The 19,613-nt window shown below is 61.1% G+C and carries 23 protein-coding genes and 2 pseudogenes; 18 read left to right on the top strand and 7 right to left on the bottom strand.

The annotated features are described in order from the left end of the window. Positions 1–25 precede the first annotated feature (25 nt). Positions 26–751 carry an alpha/beta hydrolase gene (locus R4P64_RS21215; protein WP_141484974.1) on the bottom strand — a complete coding sequence of 242 codons (726 nt, stop codon included), beginning with the start codon at positions 749–751 and terminating at the stop codon, positions 26–28. A 170-nt stretch (positions 752–921) separates the two neighbouring features. Further along, positions 922–1,092: pseudogene (locus R4P64_RS21210) on the bottom strand (CorA family divalent cation transporter); the annotation flags it as partial. Positions 1,093–1,110: 18 nt separating this feature from the next. Between R4P64_RS21210 and R4P64_RS21205 the strand changes: the two are divergent. From R4P64_RS21205 to R4P64_RS21190, 4 genes and pseudogenes are all read left to right on the top strand, one after another. Then, the gene (locus R4P64_RS21205) at positions 1,111–1,251 is read left to right on the top strand and encodes a hypothetical protein (protein WP_317822904.1); all 141 of its coding nucleotides are present in this window, start codon (positions 1,111–1,113) and stop codon (positions 1,249–1,251) included. 329 nt (positions 1,252–1,580) lie between these two features. Further along, positions 1,581–3,236 (top strand): ABC-F family ATP-binding cassette domain-containing protein, encoded by a 1,656-nt coding sequence (locus tag R4P64_RS21200; RefSeq protein ID WP_317541023.1) that lies wholly within the window; start codon positions 1,581–1,583, stop codon positions 3,234–3,236. A gap of 592 nt (positions 3,237–3,828) precedes the next feature. Continuing rightward, positions 3,829–4,052 (top strand): annotated as a pseudogene (locus tag R4P64_RS21195) (CsbD family protein). A gap of 91 nt (positions 4,053–4,143) precedes the next feature. After that, the gene (locus R4P64_RS21190; RefSeq protein WP_317822576.1) at positions 4,144–6,312 is read left to right on the top strand and encodes a catalase; all 2,169 of its coding nucleotides are present in this window, start codon (positions 4,144–4,146) and stop codon (positions 6,310–6,312) included. A 761-nt stretch (positions 6,313–7,073) separates the two neighbouring features. Here the strand turns inward: R4P64_RS21190 and R4P64_RS21185 are convergent. Further along, entirely contained in the window at positions 7,074–7,232 is a 159-nt protein-coding gene (locus tag R4P64_RS21185; RefSeq protein ID WP_155276674.1) for a hypothetical protein, read from the bottom strand. Positions 7,233–7,300: 68 nt separating this feature from the next. On the opposite strand from R4P64_RS21185, the gene R4P64_RS21180 reads away from it, so the two are divergent. The 12 genes from R4P64_RS21180 (at position 7,301) to R4P64_RS21125 (ending at position 13,914) form a co-directional block, all read left to right on the top strand. Next, positions 7,301–7,495: a CsbD family protein gene (locus R4P64_RS21180; RefSeq protein ID WP_033231564.1), complete on the top strand. Its 195-nt coding sequence runs from the start codon at positions 7,301–7,303 to the stop codon at positions 7,493–7,495. Between the two features lie 103 nt (positions 7,496–7,598). Beyond that, positions 7,599–8,348 carry a hypothetical protein gene (locus tag R4P64_RS21175; protein ID WP_317822574.1) on the top strand — a complete coding sequence of 250 codons (750 nt, stop codon included), beginning with the start codon at positions 7,599–7,601 and terminating at the stop codon, positions 8,346–8,348. 298 nt (positions 8,349–8,646) lie between these two features. Then, positions 8,647–9,270 (top strand): hypothetical protein, encoded by a 624-nt coding sequence (locus R4P64_RS21170; RefSeq protein ID WP_317822572.1) that lies wholly within the window; start codon positions 8,647–8,649, stop codon positions 9,268–9,270. Further along, on the top strand, positions 9,267–10,442 hold the full coding sequence (locus tag R4P64_RS21165; RefSeq protein ID WP_411742695.1) for an SRPBCC family protein: 1,176 nt from the start codon (positions 9,267–9,269) through the stop codon (positions 10,440–10,442). The genes R4P64_RS21170 and R4P64_RS21165 overlap by 4 nt, the downstream gene beginning before the upstream one ends. Beyond that, positions 10,439–10,846: a gas vesicle protein GvpJ gene (gene gvpJ, locus R4P64_RS21160; protein WP_045064366.1), complete on the top strand. Its 408-nt coding sequence runs from the start codon at positions 10,439–10,441 to the stop codon at positions 10,844–10,846. The genes R4P64_RS21165 and gvpJ (R4P64_RS21160) overlap by 4 nt, the downstream gene beginning before the upstream one ends. Before the next feature lie 2 nt (positions 10,847–10,848). Then, positions 10,849–11,652, top strand: a complete 804-nt coding sequence (locus R4P64_RS21155) for a GvpL/GvpF family gas vesicle protein (RefSeq protein ID WP_045064364.1) — start codon at positions 10,849–10,851, stop codon at positions 11,650–11,652. A 3-nt stretch (positions 11,653–11,655) separates the two neighbouring features. After that, positions 11,656–11,907, top strand: coding sequence for a gas vesicle protein GvpG (locus tag R4P64_RS21150; protein WP_033231558.1), 252 nt, complete (start codon positions 11,656–11,658; stop codon positions 11,905–11,907). A 6-nt stretch (positions 11,908–11,913) separates the two neighbouring features. Further along, positions 11,914–12,204, top strand: coding sequence for a gas vesicle protein (locus R4P64_RS21145; protein WP_045064361.1), 291 nt, complete (start codon positions 11,914–11,916; stop codon positions 12,202–12,204). Then, complete coding sequence (gvpJ, locus tag R4P64_RS21140) at positions 12,201–12,608, top strand: gas vesicle protein (RefSeq protein WP_095886923.1); 408 nt, start codon at positions 12,201–12,203, stop codon at positions 12,606–12,608. Before R4P64_RS21145 ends, gvpJ (R4P64_RS21140) begins: the two co-directional genes overlap by 4 nt. Then, a complete protein-coding gene (locus R4P64_RS21135) occupies positions 12,595–13,383 on the top strand; it encodes a GvpL/GvpF family gas vesicle protein (RefSeq protein ID WP_095886922.1) in 789 nt (262 codons plus the stop codon). Before gvpJ (R4P64_RS21140) ends, R4P64_RS21135 begins: the two co-directional genes overlap by 14 nt. Further along, entirely contained in the window at positions 13,380–13,589 is a 210-nt protein-coding gene (gene gvpJ / locus R4P64_RS21130; RefSeq protein WP_033231554.1) for a gas vesicle protein GvpJ, read from the top strand. Before R4P64_RS21135 ends, gvpJ (R4P64_RS21130) begins: the two co-directional genes overlap by 4 nt. Beyond that, a complete protein-coding gene (locus R4P64_RS21125; protein WP_045064356.1) occupies positions 13,582–13,914 on the top strand; it encodes a gas vesicle protein K in 333 nt (110 codons plus the stop codon). Before gvpJ (R4P64_RS21130) ends, R4P64_RS21125 begins: the two co-directional genes overlap by 8 nt. Before the next feature lie 78 nt (positions 13,915–13,992). On the opposite strand, the gene R4P64_RS21120 is transcribed toward R4P64_RS21125, so the two are convergent. Continuing rightward, positions 13,993–14,718: a TetR/AcrR family transcriptional regulator C-terminal domain-containing protein gene (locus R4P64_RS21120; protein ID WP_033231553.1), complete on the bottom strand. Its 726-nt coding sequence runs from the start codon at positions 14,716–14,718 to the stop codon at positions 13,993–13,995. Between the two features lie 351 nt (positions 14,719–15,069). On the opposite strand from R4P64_RS21120, the gene R4P64_RS21115 reads away from it, so the two are divergent. Together R4P64_RS21115 and R4P64_RS21110 are read left to right on the top strand one after the other, a co-directional pair. After that, the gene (locus R4P64_RS21115) at positions 15,070–15,225 is read left to right on the top strand and encodes a DUF6131 family protein (protein WP_092802765.1); all 156 of its coding nucleotides are present in this window, start codon (positions 15,070–15,072) and stop codon (positions 15,223–15,225) included. A 66-nt stretch (positions 15,226–15,291) separates the two neighbouring features. Further along, complete coding sequence (locus R4P64_RS21110; RefSeq protein ID WP_033231552.1) at positions 15,292–16,545, top strand: fatty acid desaturase family protein; 1,254 nt, start codon at positions 15,292–15,294, stop codon at positions 16,543–16,545. A 164-nt stretch (positions 16,546–16,709) separates the two neighbouring features. On the opposite strand, the gene R4P64_RS21105 is transcribed toward R4P64_RS21110, so the two are convergent. The 3 genes from R4P64_RS21105 to R4P64_RS21095 all read right to left on the bottom strand — a co-directional run. Beyond that, the gene (locus R4P64_RS21105; RefSeq protein WP_165826239.1) at positions 16,710–16,859 is read right to left on the bottom strand and encodes a hypothetical protein; all 150 of its coding nucleotides are present in this window, start codon (positions 16,857–16,859) and stop codon (positions 16,710–16,712) included. Positions 16,860–16,968: 109 nt separating this feature from the next. Further along, entirely contained in the window at positions 16,969–18,315 is a 1,347-nt protein-coding gene (locus R4P64_RS21100; RefSeq protein WP_051730248.1) for an amino acid permease, read from the bottom strand. Positions 18,316–18,560: 245 nt separating this feature from the next. Continuing rightward, the coding region (locus R4P64_RS21095) for a catalase (protein WP_317822563.1) at positions 18,561–19,613 on the bottom strand (1,053 nt) is incomplete at its 5' end.

Genomic DNA, 19,613 nt, shown 5'->3' with positions numbered 1-19,613 from the left:
TGTACTCGCGTAGGCACTTCAGGCCTCACTGGAGGTGGCGGAGGAAGAACCGGCCGGCATCGTCCCCCGCGAACTGCGGGACGCCAGTATGCCCACCCATGTTGGCCTGCAGCGTTTTCTCTTGGGATCCGAAGGCGTCGAACAAGTCCAGTGCCAACTGTCGGTCGTTTCCTTCGTCGTCCCACTGCAACAGAACGTGCAGCGGAATCGTGACCTGACGGGCTTCGTCGAACATGACGCGGGGCACGAAACTCCCGGCGAAGAGACCGGCGGCCACGATTCGCGGTTCGACCACCGCCAGCCGGATACCGATAGCGATCACCCCACCCGAGTACCCGACCGGGCCACTGATCTCGGGTAGTGCAAGCAGGGCGTCCAGGGTGGTCTGCCACTCCGGGACCGCCTTCTCGACCAGCGGGAGGACCAGTCGGTCGATGATCTTCTCGTCAACCGGCTCGCCGGCCGTCAGCGCCCGATGTAGATCGGCGCGGGCCTGCTCGGCTTCGGTTGATCGGGGCCGGGCACCGCTCCCGGGGAGCTCGATGGTGGCCGCGGCGAAGCCGTTCGCCACGCAGTGCTGGGCTCGTCCCGCCAGCCGGGGGTACATTTTGCGGAGTCCGCCGGGGTGTCCGAGCAGGATCAGTGGCGCCGGCGAAGAGGTGGGCGTCCACAGGGTGCCGGGGATCTCGCCGAGGGTGAAATCGCGTTCGAGGCTGCCGTTTTCGAGGCGCCGTTCGGTAGTGAAGTGCATGGTCGTGCCTTTCGGGAGTGCTCGTTGAACGGCGCTCCCGGACGACCTATCGCCCGACCGTGACCCTGAGAAGGAGCACCCACGTCGATACGTTCACGGGTACCACCTCCTCGTTCTCTCGCACGGCTTCGAGGAGAGAATAGCAGTGGCCGTCGTCTTCGCCAACAGATTTATCGGTGTTCACCGAGGCCGAGATTTCCACTCGGGGCGACGAGCAGCATCAGACCGAAGGCGAGCGGGTATCCGAACGTCCAGTGCAGCTCTGGCATGGTGTCGAAGTTCATGCAGTAGATGGCGCAGATCAAGGTGGGTGTGAATAGTATTGCGGCCCAAGCATCCAGGATTTCAGGTGGTACCCGTTGCCACTCGGACCCGACCAACCGATCAGAGCGGACGAGGTCAAGCTTTTCGCCGTGCACATTCCACATCTACCCATCGATGCCGAACTCGACTTGCACTCACAGGTATTCACCACGGCCGCAGCCGAGGAGTTCGATTGACACGCAAAGCGATTCGAGGCAGAAACCTCGGTTTGCACTCTGTCCTTGGGACGGTGCTCGTTCGGTCGAGTGGAATAGACGACATCCAGCCGCCGGCGTCCCCTTGTGCCCAAGCCGGAACCGCCTAAATCGTTTGCAAAAGGTTCTTAATACATTTACCTTTGGGACGTGCATTTGTACTTTCTCTAAGACGGCTGAGTAAGGCCTTCCGCGCTCGTCGAGTCATCCGAGCTTGCGGCGGCCGCTCGTTATCGACCCCTGCGTGGGGTCGCCGTCTTCGGCGTACCTGTTTGCCATTGGCAGCCGGTGGGCCTTCTCTAAGGATCCGAATGCTCACTTCTACGAACCCTCAATCCATGCGCCAACGCGCCCAGCTGATCGCTTCCGACGTATCGGTGATGCGCGGTGCGAACCCGGTCTTGAACCACGTCGACCTCAATGTCACTCCTACATCGCGTATCGCCATTGTGGGAGAGAACGGGCGAGGGAAATCCACCCTCCTCCACGTGCTCGACGGAACCCTCACTCCTGACTCCGGCACGGTGCAACGCATCGGAACACTTGGTGTCGCGGAGCAGGAGATGCCGGCACACGACGATCGAACAGTCGGTCAAGCCGTCGCGGAGGCGATAGCCGAATCGATCGCGGCGCTGGCGTCACTCGACGCCGCCATACTCGCGATATCCGATGGAACCGCCGACGGCGCGCAGCGATACTCGGCCGCATTGGAATATGCCGAAGTGCTGAACGCTTGGGATGCCGAGCGACGGGTGCACATAGCCCTCGAAGCGCTCGACGCAGAAACCGATCCTGACCGGTTGCTTGACACTCTCTCCGTTGGGCAGCGATACCGCGTACGTTTGGCCTGCCTTCTGGGTGCCGATGACGATTTTCTGCTACTCGACGAGCCCACAAACCACCTCGACCGAAGTGGTCTCGAATTCCTGACTGTACGGCTCCGAGAGCGCCAGGGAGGCGTCGTTGTCGTCACCCACGATCGCGCACTGCTCTCCGATGTTGCGGAGACCATCGTGGACCTCGACCCCTCACCCGATGACCGGATCCGCCTGTACGGCAACGGCTACGCCGGCTACCGCGAGGGCCGCCTCGCCGAACGTACACTCTGGGAACAGAAGTACGACCACCAACAAGCCGAACATGCCCGACTGAAAGACAGTCTCAGCTCAGCGCAGAACCGTCTCCAATCTGGATGGCGACCGGAGAAGGGAACGAACAAGCACGGTCGCGCGACGCGCGCGGGCGGGCTCGTGCAGAGCGTTCATCGCCGCCAGGAGCAGCTCGAAGCGCACGCGGTGACGGTGCCGGAACCACCCCAGCAATTTCGGTTCCCTGAACTAGCAGCAACAGCCGGTCAGGTGTTGGTGAGTGCGGATCGGGTCTGCGTAGCGGCGCGCTTGGGCTGCCAGGTTTCCTTTACACTCTCTCGCCGCGATCGCCTCGTCGTAGCCGGCCCCAACGGTGCCGGGAAGTCGACGCTGTTGAGCGTGATAGCCGGTGAACTGCAACCGAGTACGGGTTCCGTCCGGAGGTCGCAGGGCACCCGTCTCGGGTACCTCCGTCAGGAAACCGATCTGCCCCTGCACAGGCGGGCGGGTGAGGTATATGCCGCTCACCTCGACGCGCTCATTGCAGCGGGGACACTCGAGCCGTCCGATGCAATCGGGCTCTCGCACCTCGGCCTCCTGCGCGCGCGTGAGTCGAGCAAGCGGATCGGTGAACTGTCGATGGGACAACAACGTCGTCTCGACCTCGCGATGGTACTAGCCGGCAAGCCGCATGTGCTCCTACTCGACGAGCCGACGAACCACCTCTCAGTCGCCCTCGTCGACGAACTCACCGAGGCATTGGCCGCGACCTACGCCGCGGTCGTTCTCTCCACCCACGATCGCCAACTTCTTCGCGACGTCGACGACTGGCCCCCACTGCAATTGACTGAAACGGCCCTGAGCGGGGAATCGGTATGAGCAAACAATTCCGATACCAGCGATCTTCATCGTTGCGGGGCTGATCCCACCGTGTCGCAATGGGAAAGCTGATGTGTACGAATGCCTCTCGATGTTCTGAGATTGCTTCCCGTATGGAGATCCCGAACGTCCTGAACGTTCGCGGTGCCACCGCCCAACAACCGACCCCGCCCGCCACCCGCAAAACCGAACGCGCATCGAACCGCCGAGGCCGATCAATACCGACCCGATCGAGTCGAATGAGGCATTCTCGCACGTATCTACTTGGCCTCAGGCGATCCTCCATTGTGGCCGTTCGGCGATTAAGGAAAGCACGTCAAGCGTGGCTATCGTCTTGTCGAGTGACGTCAATCGGGCCGCATGGCGTGCACATTGGCGCACCATCAGCGTTTGAGGCGCCTATCTGGAGGTATGCCGATAACGCCGGATCTTGTGAGGCTCGTGCAATGGGAGTTCGTCATGATCATTCTTCAGAGAAGCCATCGGCGCCGATCCCTTGACTGACACCGATGTTTGTCAGATCGAGCTTCGGGTAGTGCCTTGAGTGTATGAATCGCAACATATGTCTCCGTACCGAAACTGGAGGATTCACATGCCGGAGGACAGGAGCAGTCCCTGCGTAGGCGTCGAAGGCGTCAAGGGCAAGGCGAAGGAAGCTTCTGGTGTGGTCAGCGGTAACGACAGCTTGTCTCGGGAAGGACGAGCCTAGCGGGAGAAGGCCGAGAGCCAGCGGAAGTCGCCGAGAATGAAGCAGCAGCCGAGAAAGCTCGCGCGGAAGCGGCCGCGGACCAAGCACGACAACGGTCCGAGCAATAGTCGAGGCCCACTCGTCACCCTCGGTTCGGGGCGTACCTGAGCCGAAGTGCTCGGTTGCTCGATCCATCCTGTAATCAAGAGGAGTTGTTCAATGCCGTCACCTGAATCCGTCCCAGGCGCACCATCCTCGCAAACGCCGGACCTGCGCGAGCCTGTCAAGCCCCGCCAACCGCTGCCTCCCAAGGACGACCAGAGACAGCCTGAGGTGCGCACTGTTGCGGGCGCAGAAGAGAAGGTGAAGGGTAACGGCCGCGGGCAGAGGGGTGAATATCTCACTACCGCAACGGGGACACGACTGTACGAGACCGACCACTCACTCACTGCAGGTGAGCGGGGGCCGACCCTCCTTCAAGACCACCACCTTCGCGAGAAGATCACTCACTTCGATCACGAGAGAATTCCTGAGAGGGTTGTGCATGCACGTGGTGCCGCTGCACACGGAACGTTCCTGGCTAATGGGGCAGCCGAAAGTATTTGCAAAGCAGCCATGTTCGCATCGGGCGCAAGGACCCCGGTATTCGTGAGATTCTCGACGGTGCTGGGTTCTCGAGGTTCTGCGGACACCGTGCGAGACACACGCGGCTTTGCCACTAAGTTCTACACCGACGAAGGTGTTTTCGACTTGGTAGGCAACAACATTCCGGTTTTCTTCATTCAAGACGGAATCAAGTTTCCCGACATCATTCATGCTGCGAAACCTCACCCGGATCGTGAGATCCCGCAAGCACAGAGCGCGCACGATACGTTCTGGGATTTCGTTTCCCTTCACACCGAGGCGACCGCTCACACGTTGTGGAATATGTCCGATCGAGGCATCCCCCGCTCGTATCGCATGATGGAGGGCTTCGGCATCCACACGTTCCGACTCGTGAACCCCGACGGTGAAACGAATTTGGTCAAGTTCCATTGGAAACCGGCGGCAGGCGTTCACTCGCTGGTGTGGGAGGAAGCTCAGATAGCAGGTGGGGTAGACCCGGACTTCCATCGCCGCGACCTCGCGGATGCCATCGAAGCCGGCGCGTATCCGTCCTGGGATCTCGGGGTTCAGGTGTTTCCGGATACCGAAGACGAAATGTTCGAAGGCATCGATCTGCTGGACCCCACGAAGATCGTTCCGGAGGAGATTGCGCCGGTTCAGATCATCGGAACGATGACACTCGACGCCAACCCCACCAATTTCTTCGCCGAGACCGAACAAGTTGCATTCCATCCGGGCCATTTGGTGCCAGGTATCGACATCACCAATGATTCTCTGCTGCAGGCACGTTTATTCTCGTATCTCGATACTCAGATCACGCGTCTCGGCGGTCCCAACTTCGATCAGATCCCGATCAACCGTCCTCATGTACCCGTCAACGACATGCTTCGCGACGGCTTCCACCAGGACGGGGTCCACACCGGGGTAGCGCCGTACCATCCCAATTCGCTCGATGGGGGTTGCCCGTTTCTGGCCTCGGCAGAGAGCGCCGCCTACATCGAAGTGCCCGAAGAAGTTTCAGGCCGTAAGGTGCGTCAGGCACCGGCGACGTTCGACGATCACTTCTCGCAGGCGCGTCTGTTCTACCGCAGTCTGTCTCCGATCGAGCAGGAGCACGTCGCAGGGGCATATACCTTCGAATTGGGGAAGTGCTTCGAGGAGAACATCAAGATTCGGAATCTGGAGATTTTGGCGAACATCGACCCAGTGCTCGCCAAGACGGTGGCGAGGGGGCTCGGGCTCGAGGTCCCCGAACCTACAGAGCCACTGGAGGATTCGGAGCCGAGCCCAGCGCTCTCGCAAGTGGGCGCGGAATGGCCCGTCGACGGCAGGATTATCGCGCTGGCCGTCGACGAGAACTCCGATCTGGATACCGTCGCCTCTGTGCGCGAGAAGATCGTCGACGCCGGTATGGTGCCGCTTGTCCTCGGACCGCACGGAGGGACGATCGGAGAGGGGAAGCACGCGGTGACCGTGCAGAGGACGTATCTCACAGCGCGTTCGATCGAGTTCGACGCAATCCTGTTGAGCGGTGACGCGTTCAGGATCGACGAAGACAAGCTGGATCCCCGTGTTGACACGCTTCTCAACGAAATGTACAGACATTGCAAGGCGATTGGCGTTTGGGGTGAGAACACGGGTGTGCTCGCTGCTGCCGGTATCGACGAGGCTGCACCAGGCGTCGGAGTTGATGCGGATGCAGAAGCGGCTCTGGCCGCAGTCGCCCAGCTCTTGAAGACGCACCGGGTATGGGAGCGCTTCGAGGTACCACCGACCGCCTGACACGGGACGGTCCGTCGAAGCGGGATGATACTGGTCAGCCTATCCAGGAAAGCAGTCGAACCCATATATACGTTGTGACGCATGGTTTAGCTGCTTCCTGGGTTTACCGGGGCGCCGGGCGGGGGACCTCTCGTTGTGAAGCCACCGAGACGTACGGCGAGCGCAGCCCCTGTCAGGATCGACAATCCGCCCGGTGCAGGGGTCGACAACATCATCGTGAAGATCCTGTCGCAATGTCGAGGTGCATGCCGGCACCTTCCGGAAACGCCGCAGGTATTTCGCGACTAGATTGATATCATATTGTAGTGCAGTAACTTTCGCGTCTCATGCTGGTGTATGCTCCTGAGGCCGGAAACGCCCCCCGGGTGAGTCTGTGAGGCGGGCGAATGCCGCACACAGTGACCACCTACTGCGCGACCTATCTCGACGCGCGTCCGCCGCGGGCGCGTTCCGGATCGCGCGTACGGAAGCTGTGAGCACTCGCGGCGGAGATGGGAGAACCCGAAACCTTTCGTCTGGACCAAGACTTCCGAGGCGATCCTCGCTGCGTTCGCAAAATGTAGCGAACGAAATTTCACGCGTAGCAAACTTGGGGCGCTTCATACGGAGGGTCCGCGCATTGTTGCGCGCTCCGGACAAATGACGGAATCGCGCTGCTGATCAACGTAATTGAGTGACCTGGTGTCGCGGACGGTTCACCCCGGGGCCATCAGCGAGACCTACGGTGTTGACGCGCTGCAGAATGCGGCGTTGACTAGGCATTACGCCATGGCCGGGAGGCCGTCATGCTCATCGTCTTCGGACTGGTCGTCCTGGTTTTCGCGGCGACCGCTGCAGTCGCGCGCCCGTTGAGCAACTGCAGTCATGCACATCCGATAGCGGGCAACTTCGGAGTCTGCAGTTACGACGTCGATCACCATGGGCGATCCAGGGGAAGACGACTGGGCAAAACCGTTCGGCCGCCGATCGCCGTAGAGAAAGAAACGCCATGAGCATCGTGAAGAAGATCCGACACAAGGCCGAAACTGCCGGGGGCGCTACCAAGAAGACTGTCGGAAAAAGCCTGGGAAATGAAAGGATGGAGGCCGAGGGAAGCGCAGACCAGGCCAAGGGCCAGGCCAAACAAGCCGGCGACAAGCTCAAGGAGGCGGGCCAGAAGGTCAAACACATCTTCAAGCACTGACTTGGTCCCGCACCGTCATTAGTTGGGGTAATAAGCAATCAATCCTGGTGCACGTCAGGATCGCGCTGCGAGGTGCCTGTGCACGCGAGAGTAGGCGAGAAGTATGAGTGCACAACAGAATACGAGAGGACGGGCTGCACCGGCCGCGACGCGACGTACGGGCGCGACACCCACTACAGGCACGGCACGCAGCAGTAGAGCCGGTGGCAGTGCCACGCGAGGTGTGTCCGCCACGTCGCGTTCGGCGCGGACGTCGAAGGCTTCACCAAGGTTGGGGTGGGGATCTTCGCAAGCCCTGGCGGCGCGGCAGGCGACTGCGGATTCGACCACCGTCGCATCTCGTCGCGGCTTACCACGGCGCGAAGAGCCGACACGACGATCAAAGCGCGCGGAGCCGACACGACGATCAAAGCCGCGGCAATCACAGCAAGGTGCCACGGTTGCCCCCGAAGACGTCTCGACCGGCACTGATCGTGGTCCGGTGTGGCGGTCGGTCGAGGCCGCTCTCGAGTGGTTGAAAACCCAGACTCACCTTGCTGATTCGGTGCGGGATCGGGTAGGGGCGGTGACGAGCAAGCTCCAGGAGAGGACGAAGACCTTTGTCGAAGGGGCAACACCCCACGGGCCGGGCGTATCAGCGGGGCTCGCAGGTGTCCAGGCAGTTCTGACGGGTAAGAATCCAGTATTGCCCGCGGTCAAAGGCATGGTGTCGGGACTGAGCCTAAAGACGAAAGCCATGGTCATCCTCCTGTTTGTCCTCGCGCTCCTGCTCGGGCCGGTGCTGCTCGTCGTCCTCCTGCTGGCGCTCATTGTCGCGGGGGTGATCGCAGCGGTGCGAGCCGCCGCCAAATAGGCCACTACCGTCGAAAGCTGTTGAACAACAACGCACCCGTCAGTCCCATCGGCACAATCGCGGAGGTGATCACGCACGACTCACATATTTCGGCGATGGCCGCCTAGTGCAGAAACGGGAAGCAACAATCGGCCGAATCCAGTGTTCTGCTGATGATTGAGTGTCCTACGGGCAGGGTAGTCGAAAAGCGCACCTTTGCCGCACACGGTTGTGCAGCCCACCCCGAGGACCGTCCTGCGACACATTGCCGACGATTGGCAAGAGGTGCGCTATGACTACTCGGCGAAGGGGTTCGACAATGAAAGCTAAAGGCCAAGTGGCATTGGCGGTTGGTGCGGGGTACATGCTAGGCCGCACCCGCAGAATGAAGATGGCGTTGATGCTCGCGGCCGCGGGCGCGACTGGCCGCTTCCCCGGCGGACCGCGTGACTTGCTGGAACGCGGCACCAAGATGCTGGCAAAATCGCCGGAGGCCGCCAAGATCGGCGGCGTGGTCAAGGAAGAATTGGTCAGCGCAGCGAAGGCCGCAGCAGTCACGGCGGCCAGTCAACGCATCGATTCTCTGAGTAACCGGTTGTTGGCCGGCGGCAACCCTGTATCGGGCACTGTCAATGATGTTTCCGACACTGTCGGTGACGTCGCCGGGGTACGGAGGCTCGGCCGCAAGAAAAGCGCTCACTCGCACGACGACACGCGTGACGATGAAGAAGACGAGGCACCTGACGAAGAGGAGTCGACTCCACGCAAGCGTCCGGCGACGCGCCGCCGCACCTCGAGCACCAGCAGCACCCGATCCAGTAGTACGGCGCGGAAGACCAAGTCCGACAAGGACGAGGAAGGTGACGAGGCTACCGAAAGCAGTCAGAGAACACGAGCTAAAACCGCAACGGACGCTGCGCCCGTCCGACGCTCACGGAGATGATGACGATGACGAACGCCGCGAACAAACTACAAGAAGCTATACCGGGTGACGGACACAGTGCGTCGAGCGTGTTGCAGGACTCGTTCCAGAAGCTACTCGGTGCGGTGGCTGAACGTGCCTTGTCGTCGGTCTCGGAAACTGTGTCGAACACCTCGGAAAGGCTCAACGACTACGCCGAGGGCGGTGGCGGCGGGTTGCTCGCCGCTGTTACCGGTTCCGAGAAATCGGATGACGGTGAGTCACCCCTCAAGTCTGCCGTGAGCGGTGGTTGGGAGGGCGCCAAGCAGATGGTCAAGGACAGGGCTTCCGACGTCAAGGACGCGGTCACCGGCGGGGGTGACGGTGGAGGCAAGGACGGCGCAAAGAGCGGAGGCAAGGGCAAGAAGCTCAAGTTGACCAACATCATCGAATCGATCGATGTCGGGGTCCCTATTGAACTGGCTTACAACCAATGGACTCAGTTCACCGACTTTCCGTCGTTCATGAAGAAGGTCGAACGAGTGGAGCAGGAATCGGACGAGAAACTCGAGTGGAAGGCCCAGGTCTTCCTGTCGCACCGAACGTGGGAATCGACGATCCTCGAACAGGTTCCCGACGAACGGATCGTGTGGCGTTCGAAGGGTGCCAAAGGTTACGTCGACGGTGCGGTGACGTTCCACGAGGTAACGCCCGATCTCACCCGCATCCTCGTGATCCTCGAATATCAACCGAAGGGTTTCTTCGAGAAGACGGGAAATCTGTGGCGCGCACCTGGACGGCGAGCACGGTTGGAACTCAAGCACTTTCAACGTCACGTCATGACGCAGGCCATTCTCCATCCCGATGATATCGAGGGCTGGCGCGGAGAAATCCGGGACGGCCAGGTCGTGGAGGCCGAGGAGGACGAAACACAACTGGATGAGGGCGAGGAGCCCGACGAAACAGACGAGTACGAGGAGCCCGAGGAAACAGACGAGGACGAGGAACCTGAGGAAGAGCCCGAGGACGAGGAACCTGAGGAAACAGACGAGGACGAGGAACCTGAGGAGGAGCCACCGTCTCCGCCGGTACGCCGAGGACGCCCCCGCAAAACTGCGCCCGCGAGTGAGGACAAGGCGCCGGCACGGAGAGGCCGCCCACGCAAGACCGCGGCAGCAAAGTCCCCGGGCGCGAAGCAGGGAGCACGGCGATGACGTCGATACAACCCGCGGGAGGTGGTGGCGGCGCAGTCGGCGGCGGGCCTAGTTCGAGTAGCCTCGCCGACGTCATCGACACCATCCTCGACAAGGGCCTGGTCATCGACGCCTACGTGCGTGTCTCCCTGGTCGGTATCGAACTGCTGACCATTGATGCACGCGTAGTCGTCGCCAGTGTCGATACCTACCTGCGGTTCGCGGAGGCGGTGAATCGGCTCGAGATCGGCGACGAACCCAAGGGACTGACGGATTTGGTTGGGGATGTCACCGAGAGCGGTGCCAAATCGAAAACCAAGGGCGCGCTCGAAGCAGCTGGCGAGAAGCTCGGCGGAATCCTCGGCGGTGGCGAGGAAGAGCCTGAGCGCGAACGAGTTTCACGCAAGTCGAGCCGAGGTGACTGATGATGTCCACGTCGAATACGTCTACGTCGAACCAAGCTGCCGACACGCGCCAGGAGCCTCGAACCAGTGGGATCTACGTGTACGGCATCGTGCCTGCGGATGTGGAGGCCGGAGAGGACGCAGTCGGCGTGTGTGACGAAGCGGTCAGCATAGTCACACACGGCGACATTGCCGCGCTCGTCAGCGAAATCTCGGTAGACAGACGGCTGGGTAAGCCCGAGGACCTACAAGCCCACGCGAATTTGTTGAACGGAACTGCTCGCGTGGCACCCGTTCTTCCCCTGAGGTTCGGGGCGGTCCTCACCGACACGGACGCGGTGAAGGACGAATTACTCACAGCACACGCCGACGAGTTCGCCGCAGCATTGGCAGAACTCGAAGGACTCGCGCAGTACATCGTGAAGGGGCGCTACGTCGAAAAGGCGATCCTACGGGAAGTTATCGAAGAGAACGAACAGGCGAGCAGGCTGCGGGACACTATCCGTGATCAGCCCGAAGAGGTCACTCGTGACGCGCGGATGGCCCTCGGTGAGATCGTGAGCAACGCCATCGTGGCCAAGCGAGAGGAAGACACTCGCGCGGTGGTCGATGCGCTCACAGCGCTGACCGACTTCCTCAATGTGCGGGAACCCACGCACGAGGAGGAAGCCGCGCAAGTGGCGGTGCTCGTCGAGGTCGCACGACAAGACGAACTCGAGAACATTGTCGGCGAGTTGGCGCAGCAATGGGACGGCCGGGTCGAGATGCGGTTGCTCGGCCCGCTCGCGGCCTACGACTTTGTGGTGACACAGAAACCGGAGGGCTGACCGATGGGTTTGCTCTCCTTCATCGTCACGTTGCCACTCGCCCCGGTGCGCGGGGTGATCTCGCTGGCCGAGTTGATTCAACAACAGGTCGAGGACGAACTGCACAATCCCGCCAGCGCACGCCGCGCTCTCGAGGAGTTGGAGGAAGCGCGGGCTGCGGGCGAGATCACGGCGGAAGAGGAACAACAAGCGCAGCAGGTCATCCTCGACGACATGGCTGCAACTCGACAGACGATCACTCAGGAGGAGGAGTGATGCGCAATGGTGGAAGAGGAGCCACCGCCCCTGCCTGCACATGACGTCGCCGAACTCGCATTGCGCGACATCACGCAGTTGACTGGAAAGAAGCCGTTGGGTGCGACGTCGGTGATGCCGACCGACGAAGGCTGGACTGTGGAAGTGGAGGTGGTCGAGGATCGGCGCGTCCCGTCGTCGACGGACATGCTCGCACTATATGAGGTGGTGTTGGATATGGACGGAGAGTTGCTGTCCTATCGCAGAACCCGCCGCTATGCCCGCGGTGCGGGTGACGGTATGGGCGGACGGTCATGACCGTCGCCGGCGGCGGTTCGAGCAACCTGCCACAGGTCTCAGGTGGCGGCATGGGCGGTGGGCGCCAGTCGACCAACCTTGGGGACATTCTCGAACGGGTGCTCGACAAAGGTCTGGTGATCGCCGGGGACATTCAGGTAAACCTGCTCGACATCGAATTACTGACGATCAAGGTGCGACTCGTGATCGCTTCGCTGGAAACGGCGAAGGAGGTGGGCATCGATTGGTGGGAGCACGATCCCTGGCTTACCGGAAAGAACAACAACGTCGAACTGGAGAACACACGCTTGCGGGAACGGATCGCCGAACTCGAGGCCGACAGGTCAGTGAAGTCCGCACTTACCTCGGACGAGCCGATCGAGGTGGAGACGCGGCGCTGGGACGAAGACGATGACAGGAAATGAAGGCGTGTGGCTCTACGCCATCACGTCCGAGAGTCTCGACGGCGTGTCCCTGAGCGGGGTCCTCGGCGTGGCGGGTGAGGCTGTGCGGGTGGTGCATTCGACCGACCTGGCGGCGGTAGTGGGCTCGGTTGATCTCGACGAATTCGGCGAGGTTCCACTGCGACGGCACCTCGAAGATCTCGACTGGCTGGCAGCAACCGCGCGAGCCCATGAGCGCGTCGTGTCTGCCGTGCTGCGCTGCGGTCCCACGATTCCGCTGCGCTTGGCCACCCTGTACCTAGACGACGACCGAATTCGCAGTTTGCTCGAGGTCGGGCGTGAAAAGTTCTGCGCCGCATTACGTTCCGTGGCCGGGCGAAGCGAATGGGGAGTCAAGGGTTATGGCGATGCACGTGCGCTGGCGCAGACATCACCCGAGAAACAACCCGAGCCCAGTCCGACTGGAAAGGGAACAGCTTATCTGCTTCGACGCCGGGCCGAGTTGACTGCGCAACAGAACGTGGAACGCCGCGCAGCGGCCGAGGCAGACGACTTACATGCTGCGCTACTCCAACGCGCCGTCGACGGTCTCCGGCGGCCTGTCACCGATCCTGTCCTGTCCGGAAAACGCGCCTGGATGATCTTCAACGGTACCTACCTTGTGGACGACGATCGGGTCGACGACTTCACAACCTTCGTTGCGACGCTCGACGCCGAACGTGAGGGCATCACAGTGGAACTGACCGGACCGTGGCCCCCGTACTCATTTTCCGGGATCGACATGGTGACTCGATGAGCGAGATGGTCCCGGCCGACGATACTCGTCGCATCGCTCTCGTAGACCTGCTCGACCGGGTGCTCGGCGGGGGAGTTGTCGTCACCGGCGAGATCACTCTCTCGCTGGCAGATGTCGACATGGTGCGGATCTCGCTTCGAACCCTGATCGCGTCGGTTAGCGCGCTCGTTCCTGATCCAACAGAACCGGACATCACCGATGACTGAACCGGGGGCCTTCGACTCGGATGCGAACCCAGACCTCGGCCGCCGCGTTCTACCGCAGCGGATCGACGCAGACCCCGAATCAGTCGAACGTGGTTTGGTCACCCTGGTTCTCACGCTCGTCGAACTCCTGCGTCAACTCATGGAGCGCCAGGCGCTGCGCCGTGTCGAGCACGGAGATCTCAGCGACGAACAGATCGAGCGCATCGGCACGACTTTGATGCTGCTCGAGGATCGAATGGCCGAATTGAGGGAGCATTTCGGTCTCACACCCGAAGACCTCAACATCGACCTCGGACCGCTGGGACCGCTGCTGTCCAACGAATAGCCAGTCCAACGACACCTGAGGTCAGGAGTCATAGGACAGGAATTCCGATGCGCGGGCCGCGCATCGAACCACTGTCGATTAATTGGTATCTGTCCGTCCTTCCGGGGAGGTCAGTGTGGAGGTCAGACCGGAGAAGAGGATATCGAGGCCCCGTTCGAGTTCGGCGGCGCCGTCGTAGGACGCAAGAACCGGTGCGAGTGCACGCACCAACGGGAATTCCCCGATCGGTAGCCGATTCAGCCCCAGGCGAAGTAAGTTGTCGGTTTCGTCGGGTCGTTCGACGAGCTCCTGCAGCTCTTGGAGGATATGTCCGAAAAGGAAACCGAACAACGCCCGGTAGACGCGTAACGCGTCGGTAGCGCTGAAACCCGCTCGGCTGAGCAAACTCAGGATGTCTTCGAATGGACGCAGGGTTCCTGGCGGTCGCATTCCCAGAGGTGTCGCAAGGGGCCGGGTGACCAGTAAGGGGACCACGTGAGGATGCGCGAGCGCCAAGCGACGAAAGTGCCGGGCGATCGAGCGAAGCTGGGTCATCCAGTCGTTGTCGTCGGTGTCGACGACAAGCTGTTCGAGGACCTTCTCGGCAACCCCGTCGAGGAGTGCTGCTTTGTTGGGTGCATGTCGGTACAGAGTCATCGGATCCCGTCCGAGTGCCTTTCCGAGGCGTCGCATCGAAAGTCCGTCGATGCCGTCACGATCGAGAATTTCGAGTGCCGACACCAGGATTCGCTCTTTGGTGAGTGCGCTACCGTCTGAGCCGTCGTCGACGGAACGGCTGCTGCCACGTGCAGGGGACTTCGCCATCGCCGTCTCCTTTCGACTACCTAACACTGTAGGCCGGAAGCGTAGATATACAGCGTTGACAGCTGGGGAAACACGGCGTTCACTGGACATTGAACGTAGTGGCCAGGAGGGCCCCGGTGAGCCTTGAAAGACCACCTGTGGTCTCTTTCGACCGTCGAATTCCTTTTGGCCGTCGAACATCTGGGGCTACGGCTAGGCGCAGCATCACACAATGATCGGACGGCACGTCATCGAATCATCGACAACGCGCTGTGTCGGCACCGACGAAGCGCCCTAGAGGAAGAAGATTCCCGCCGTGCATGTCGTGCAGAGCACCGTACCTTCCTTCAACTCCGAAATCAGGTAATCATCATGATTATTCTCGGTATCATCCTCGCCATCGTCGGCGTGGTGATCAGCGTCCCTGTCCTGTTGTATGTCGGGATCGCACTCGTCGTCATCGGAGCGGTGCTGGAGATTATGGGCTCGATGGGCCACGCAGTGGCCGGTCGGCGCCACTACTACTGACAGCCTCCCCGTATGCGGCTGTGTCACGACAGCAACACCCGCGGGAACCACTGCAGGAACACACTGATGGCCATTTCCGACATCAAGGAATACGCGCACCTCGCCGCAGCAGACGTCGAGTCGCTCAGCGACGAACTGAACGACATCCGCCGAGCAGTCGCCGAATCGCTCGGCGGAGCGGACGCCTCATACATCCGCCGCACCATCGCGTTTCAGCGAGTACTCGATGTCATTGCACGGCTGTTGATCCACGGCACCAGAACCACGCCGGCGTGGGTAATCGGGGCAACGGCTCTCGGGGTGGCCAAGAGCGTCGAGAACATGGAGATCGGGCACAACGTCTCCCACGGTCAATGGGACTGGATGAACGACCCTGAAATTCACTCCGGCACATGGGAGTGGGACATGGTTGGGCTCTCCTCGCAGTGGCGCTATTCCCACAACTATCGCCACCACGTGTTCAGCAACGTCGTGGGGATGGACGATGACCTCGGCTACGGCGTGCTTCGCATCACCCGGGACCAGCCGTGGCGTCCGGGGAATCTCTTTCAGCCGCTGCGGAATCTGTTGCTAGCGGCGACGTTCGAATGGGGTATCGCCCTGCACAGCCTGTATTCCGAACAGGACCACGCCGACACCGACTCCGAAAAATCTGCCGATACACGAGCCTTGGTCGGCAAGATCGCCCGGCAAATGGGCAAGGACTATTTGTTCTTCCCCGCCCTCAGCGGACGTCGGTGGCGACGGACTTTGACGGCGAATCTGGCCGCGAATCTGCTTAGGAACGTATGGGCATATGTGGTGATTTTCTGCGGGCATTTCCCCGACGGCGCCGAGAAGTTCACCGTCGCCGAACTCGAGAACGAGACTCGCGGGGAATGGTACCTGCGACAGATGCTCGGCTCAGCTAACTTCCGTGCCGGGACGGTGATGGCGTTCCTGAGCGGCAACCTCTGCTACCAGATCGAACATCACCTATTTCCAGACCTGCCCAGCAACCGCTACGCGGAAATCTCCACCCAGGTCCGTGCGCTGTGCGAAAAATATGATCTGCCCTACACCACGGGTTCCCTTGCACGGCAGTATCTTCTAACCCTACGCACCATTCACAAACTGTCTCTGCCCGACCGATTTCTCCGTGCGACAGCCGACGACGCCCCTGAGACTGCTTCCGAACTGAAATTCCGCACCATCTTGTCCAAGTCCGAGACGTCGGCCCCACGACTGCGGACCGGGCTTCGAACGGCGCTACGATCGATGCCCAGCAGCCGCCATAGGCAGAGAAACGCACTATTCGAACGGCGCGATTACCACGCCTGATCAACCCACTCCGGGCGCTCAACGAATTCTTCGTGGGAGTTGTACGACAACTCGACGATCAATCATGTACCTCGCATTTTCGCGCGCGACATCGGTTACAGTCGACGGTTCGTTGGGCACCGACTCAGGGAAAGTCCTGATCCAAAGCGATTGATCAATCAGGACTATGACTGACGCTTTTTCTTTTCATCAGTTGAGTTCGGAGCAGACTCCGCGGCTTGCTCGCGCGTAGCCATACCACCGCCCTCGCCCTTGTCTTTGGGGCCGGGATGTCCAGCCTTCGGGGTTTTGTCGCTGCGATCCGTCTTCGCCATTTAAACTCCTCGGTCGGAATATTCGTCGTTCCTGTAGTTGCCAGGACCCGCTACACCAATCTAGCCTCCTCGCGGGAGCGCGGCGGTAGCAGAAAACCTCGTCCTATGGTTACGCGTTGGAGCTCGTTGTGTCATTTTTCGTGGCGCGGTGTGAGAGGGCGTAGAGAACTATCCCGACCGCCAGTAGCGCTGCGGCGCGTAGCCAAGTCGCCGCGCTCTGCTGCGTGAGCAACGCGACGCAGGTGAGAAGAGCAAGGATCGGGAAGATGGTCGGCGCTCGGAAGTGGCTGTGCTTCACCACATCACGACGCAAAACGAGTACGGCGATATTTGTGCTGATAAAGACGACCAGCAATAGCAACACCACCGTCTCAGCCAATGCAGACAGCGACCCGGTCAGACACAAACCCATGGCGACAACAGTGGTGGCGACAATTGCCAACCACGGGGTGCGTCGCTGCGGAAGTACTTTCGCAAACGATGAGGGAAGCAACCCTTCGGATGCCATTCCATAAGTGAGCCGACTAGCCATGATCATCGTCAGCAGCGCACCGTTGGCGACGGCGACGAGCGCTATCAGGCTGAACAGTCGAGGTGGAAAACCGACGTCGGCCGCCGACACTACTGCCAGCAGCGGGCCGGACGACTCGGCCAGTTCATCGGCGGGCAGAACTACCGAAGCCGAGAATCCCACGAGCACGTAGGCGACGCCTGCCGTCACCAAAGCTCCGAACAGGGCACGGGGGTAGACCTTGCTCACGTTCTTCACCTCTTCGGCAACGTTCGCGGACGTTTCGAAGCCGACAAACGAGTAGTACGCAAGCAGCGCAGCAGCCAGCACCCCTAATGCCGGGGAACGGCTGTCGTCGAACTCGACGAGGCGAGTCAAGTTTCCGTCACCGCGCCCCAGCACGACGCACGCGAGGACGACGACCAGCACCAGACCGGTGACCTCGACGACTGTCATGACAACATTTGCGCGCATCGACTCCTTGATGCCTCGCGCGTTGAGAAGGCCCACGAGTAACAGGAACACGAGTGCAGCCGGAACAGTGGGCACGTCAACGAAGGCTTTGAGATAGTCGCCGGAGAATGCCAGTGCAAGTCCCGCTGCGCTCGTCACTCCCGCCGCCAACATCGAGAAGCCGACGAGAAACGAGACGAGAGGTTTACGGAACGCTCGTTGCGCGAACACCGCGGCACCGCCCGCGCGCGGATACTTCGTCACCAATTCGGCATACGACGTCGCTGTCAGCAACGCCATCGCCAGGGCTACCAGGAGCGGCACCCAGACCGCGCCCCCGACCTCACCGGCGATGACACCGACCAGTGCATAGATTCCGGCGCCCAGAACGTCGCCGAGTATGAAGATGAAAAGAAGTGGCCCAGTTATGGCCCGGGCGAGAATGTTTCGCTGTCCGTTCTTGTCGGACTGTTCAGTCTCGTTCAGGTTCACCGACTGTGAGGCGCGTCGCTTCTGCAAGGGTCATCCTGTCTTCACTGTGGCTGTGCCGCTACTCAGAACTGTGGCCGTGCCGCCACTCAGATTCAGTCACTTACCCATCGATCGTGACTTCGAGCTGAAATCTTGACGCTTTCGACTTTTGTTCGCTGGCCCGCGACGACACCGTCGCGGGCGCGGTGAGTGGGTAGTTTCCAGTCCGCGGTGCCGATCGGAACTGCCCACTCACCGGCCGTTGCTCAGAGGCGACTCCAGACTCGATGCGATGCGAGCAGCGTCACTACCTGTTCGAGCGCCGACGGTCCGTCCTCCCCGGTCACGACGCCGTCCGAATCAGCGATGCCAGCGTTGCCGAGTAGTGTTATCCCGTCGTTCCAGCCCCCGATGGCCTTGCCGTGCCGGAACATTTCCGACAGGAGGATATTCACTCGTGGGTCTGCCGGTGCCCCGGCGAGCAGGAGAGCGTCGAATTCGATCGATCGTGCGGTATCGAAGGTGCGCGAGACGGGAACAGTGACCGAGTCCGAGACCAATTCACCGCCGTGGGGGCCGATCACCAATGGCACCATTGCGTCGGCTGCTATAGCTGACACCGCTGCGGTGACCGCGGCGAGATCGGAGTTCTCATCGGCCACGATGCCGATCACCCGGCCGGCAACCGGCCACTGCGCGCCGATCTGGGACAGGGCAGAGCTAGGCATCGGTGCGTCGTCGAACGGGACGGACGGCTGCGGGGCCGGCAGGCCGAGCCCGGCGGCGACTCTCGCGCACAGGTCGGGATCGATGTTGGCGATCACACCGAGGGCTCGTTCTTTGATCGTTTGTTCGTAGCACTTTCCTAGTTCGAAGGTGTACGCCTGTGCCACATGGTCTTGTTCGATGACAGTGAGACTGCTGTAAAACAGACGCGCCTGCGAGTAATGGTCGTCAAAAGTGGCTGGCGCGCCGCGAAGTTTTGTACCGGCCTCGAGCGCTACCGGTACTTCGACGAACGCCCCGGACTCTGCGCCGGCCATGAAGGGACAACCCCCGTCGAGGGAGTTCGGCTTGTAGGGGGCGACACCGGAATGTACTGTGCTCTGGTGCATTCCGTCCCGGAACATGTCGTTGACCGGTGCATGTGGACGATTGATCGGGATCTGACCGAAGTTGGGCCCACCCAGCCGGCTGATCTGGGTGTCCAGGTAAGAGAACAGGCGGGCCTGCAGTAGCGGATCGTCGGTGACGTCGATACCGGGCACGAGGTGCCCTGGGTGGAAGGCGATCTGTTCGGTTTCGGCGAAGAAATTGGT

It is taken from the genome of Rhodococcus sp. IEGM 1366, from assembly GCF_033142425.1.
Lineage (GTDB): Bacteria > Actinomycetota > Actinomycetes > Mycobacteriales > Mycobacteriaceae > Rhodococcus_F > Rhodococcus_F globerula.
Note: the sequence above shows the minus strand (reverse complement) of the source record. Positions and strands in the feature narration are given on the sequence as shown.

Excerpts from the sequence above, each read along its gene's own strand:
- R4P64_RS21170 (WP_317822572.1), top strand. The coding sequence starts at position 8,647 with ATGAAAGCTAAAGGCCAAGTGGCATTGGCGGTTGGTGCGGGGTACATG.
- R4P64_RS21145 (WP_045064361.1), top strand. The coding sequence starts at position 11,914 with ATGGTGGAAGAGGAGCCACCGCCCCTGCCTGCACATGACGTCGCCGAA.
- R4P64_RS21180 (WP_033231564.1), top strand. The coding sequence starts at position 7,301 with ATGAGCATCGTGAAGAAGATCCGACACAAGGCCGAAACTGCCGGGGGC.
- R4P64_RS21115 (WP_092802765.1), top strand. The coding sequence starts at position 15,070 with ATGATTATTCTCGGTATCATCCTCGCCATCGTCGGCGTGGTGATCAGC.
- R4P64_RS21120 (WP_033231553.1), bottom strand. The coding sequence starts at position 14,718 with ATGGCGAAGTCCCCTGCACGTGGCAGCAGCCGTTCCGTCGACGACGGC.
- R4P64_RS21110 (WP_033231552.1), top strand. The coding sequence starts at position 15,292 with ATGGCCATTTCCGACATCAAGGAATACGCGCACCTCGCCGCAGCAGAC.
- gvpJ (WP_033231554.1), top strand. The coding sequence starts at position 13,380 with ATGAGCGAGATGGTCCCGGCCGACGATACTCGTCGCATCGCTCTCGTA.
- R4P64_RS21155 (WP_045064364.1), top strand. The coding sequence starts at position 10,849 with ATGTCCACGTCGAATACGTCTACGTCGAACCAAGCTGCCGACACGCGC.
- R4P64_RS21185 (WP_155276674.1), bottom strand. The coding sequence starts at position 7,232 with ATGGTGATCGACGTCGTAACTGCAGACTCCGAAGTTGCCCGCTATCGG.
- R4P64_RS21165 (WP_411742695.1), top strand. The coding sequence starts at position 9,267 with ATGATGACGATGACGAACGCCGCGAACAAACTACAAGAAGCTATACCG.
- R4P64_RS21200 (WP_317541023.1), top strand. The coding sequence starts at position 1,581 with ATGCTCACTTCTACGAACCCTCAATCCATGCGCCAACGCGCCCAGCTG.
- R4P64_RS21190 (WP_317822576.1), top strand. The coding sequence starts at position 4,144 with ATGCCGTCACCTGAATCCGTCCCAGGCGCACCATCCTCGCAAACGCCG.
- R4P64_RS21150 (WP_033231558.1), top strand. The coding sequence starts at position 11,656 with ATGGGTTTGCTCTCCTTCATCGTCACGTTGCCACTCGCCCCGGTGCGC.
- R4P64_RS21135 (WP_095886922.1), top strand. The coding sequence starts at position 12,595 with ATGACAGGAAATGAAGGCGTGTGGCTCTACGCCATCACGTCCGAGAGT.
- R4P64_RS21125 (WP_045064356.1), top strand. The coding sequence starts at position 13,582 with ATGACTGAACCGGGGGCCTTCGACTCGGATGCGAACCCAGACCTCGGC.
- R4P64_RS21105 (WP_165826239.1), bottom strand. The coding sequence starts at position 16,859 with ATGGCGAAGACGGATCGCAGCGACAAAACCCCGAAGGCTGGACATCCC.
- R4P64_RS21175 (WP_317822574.1), top strand. The coding sequence starts at position 7,599 with ATGAGTGCACAACAGAATACGAGAGGACGGGCTGCACCGGCCGCGACG.
- gvpJ (WP_045064366.1), top strand. The coding sequence starts at position 10,439 with ATGACGTCGATACAACCCGCGGGAGGTGGTGGCGGCGCAGTCGGCGGC.
- gvpJ (WP_095886923.1), top strand. The coding sequence starts at position 12,201 with ATGACCGTCGCCGGCGGCGGTTCGAGCAACCTGCCACAGGTCTCAGGT.
- R4P64_RS21215 (WP_141484974.1), bottom strand. The coding sequence starts at position 751 with ATGCACTTCACTACCGAACGGCGCCTCGAAAACGGCAGCCTCGAACGC.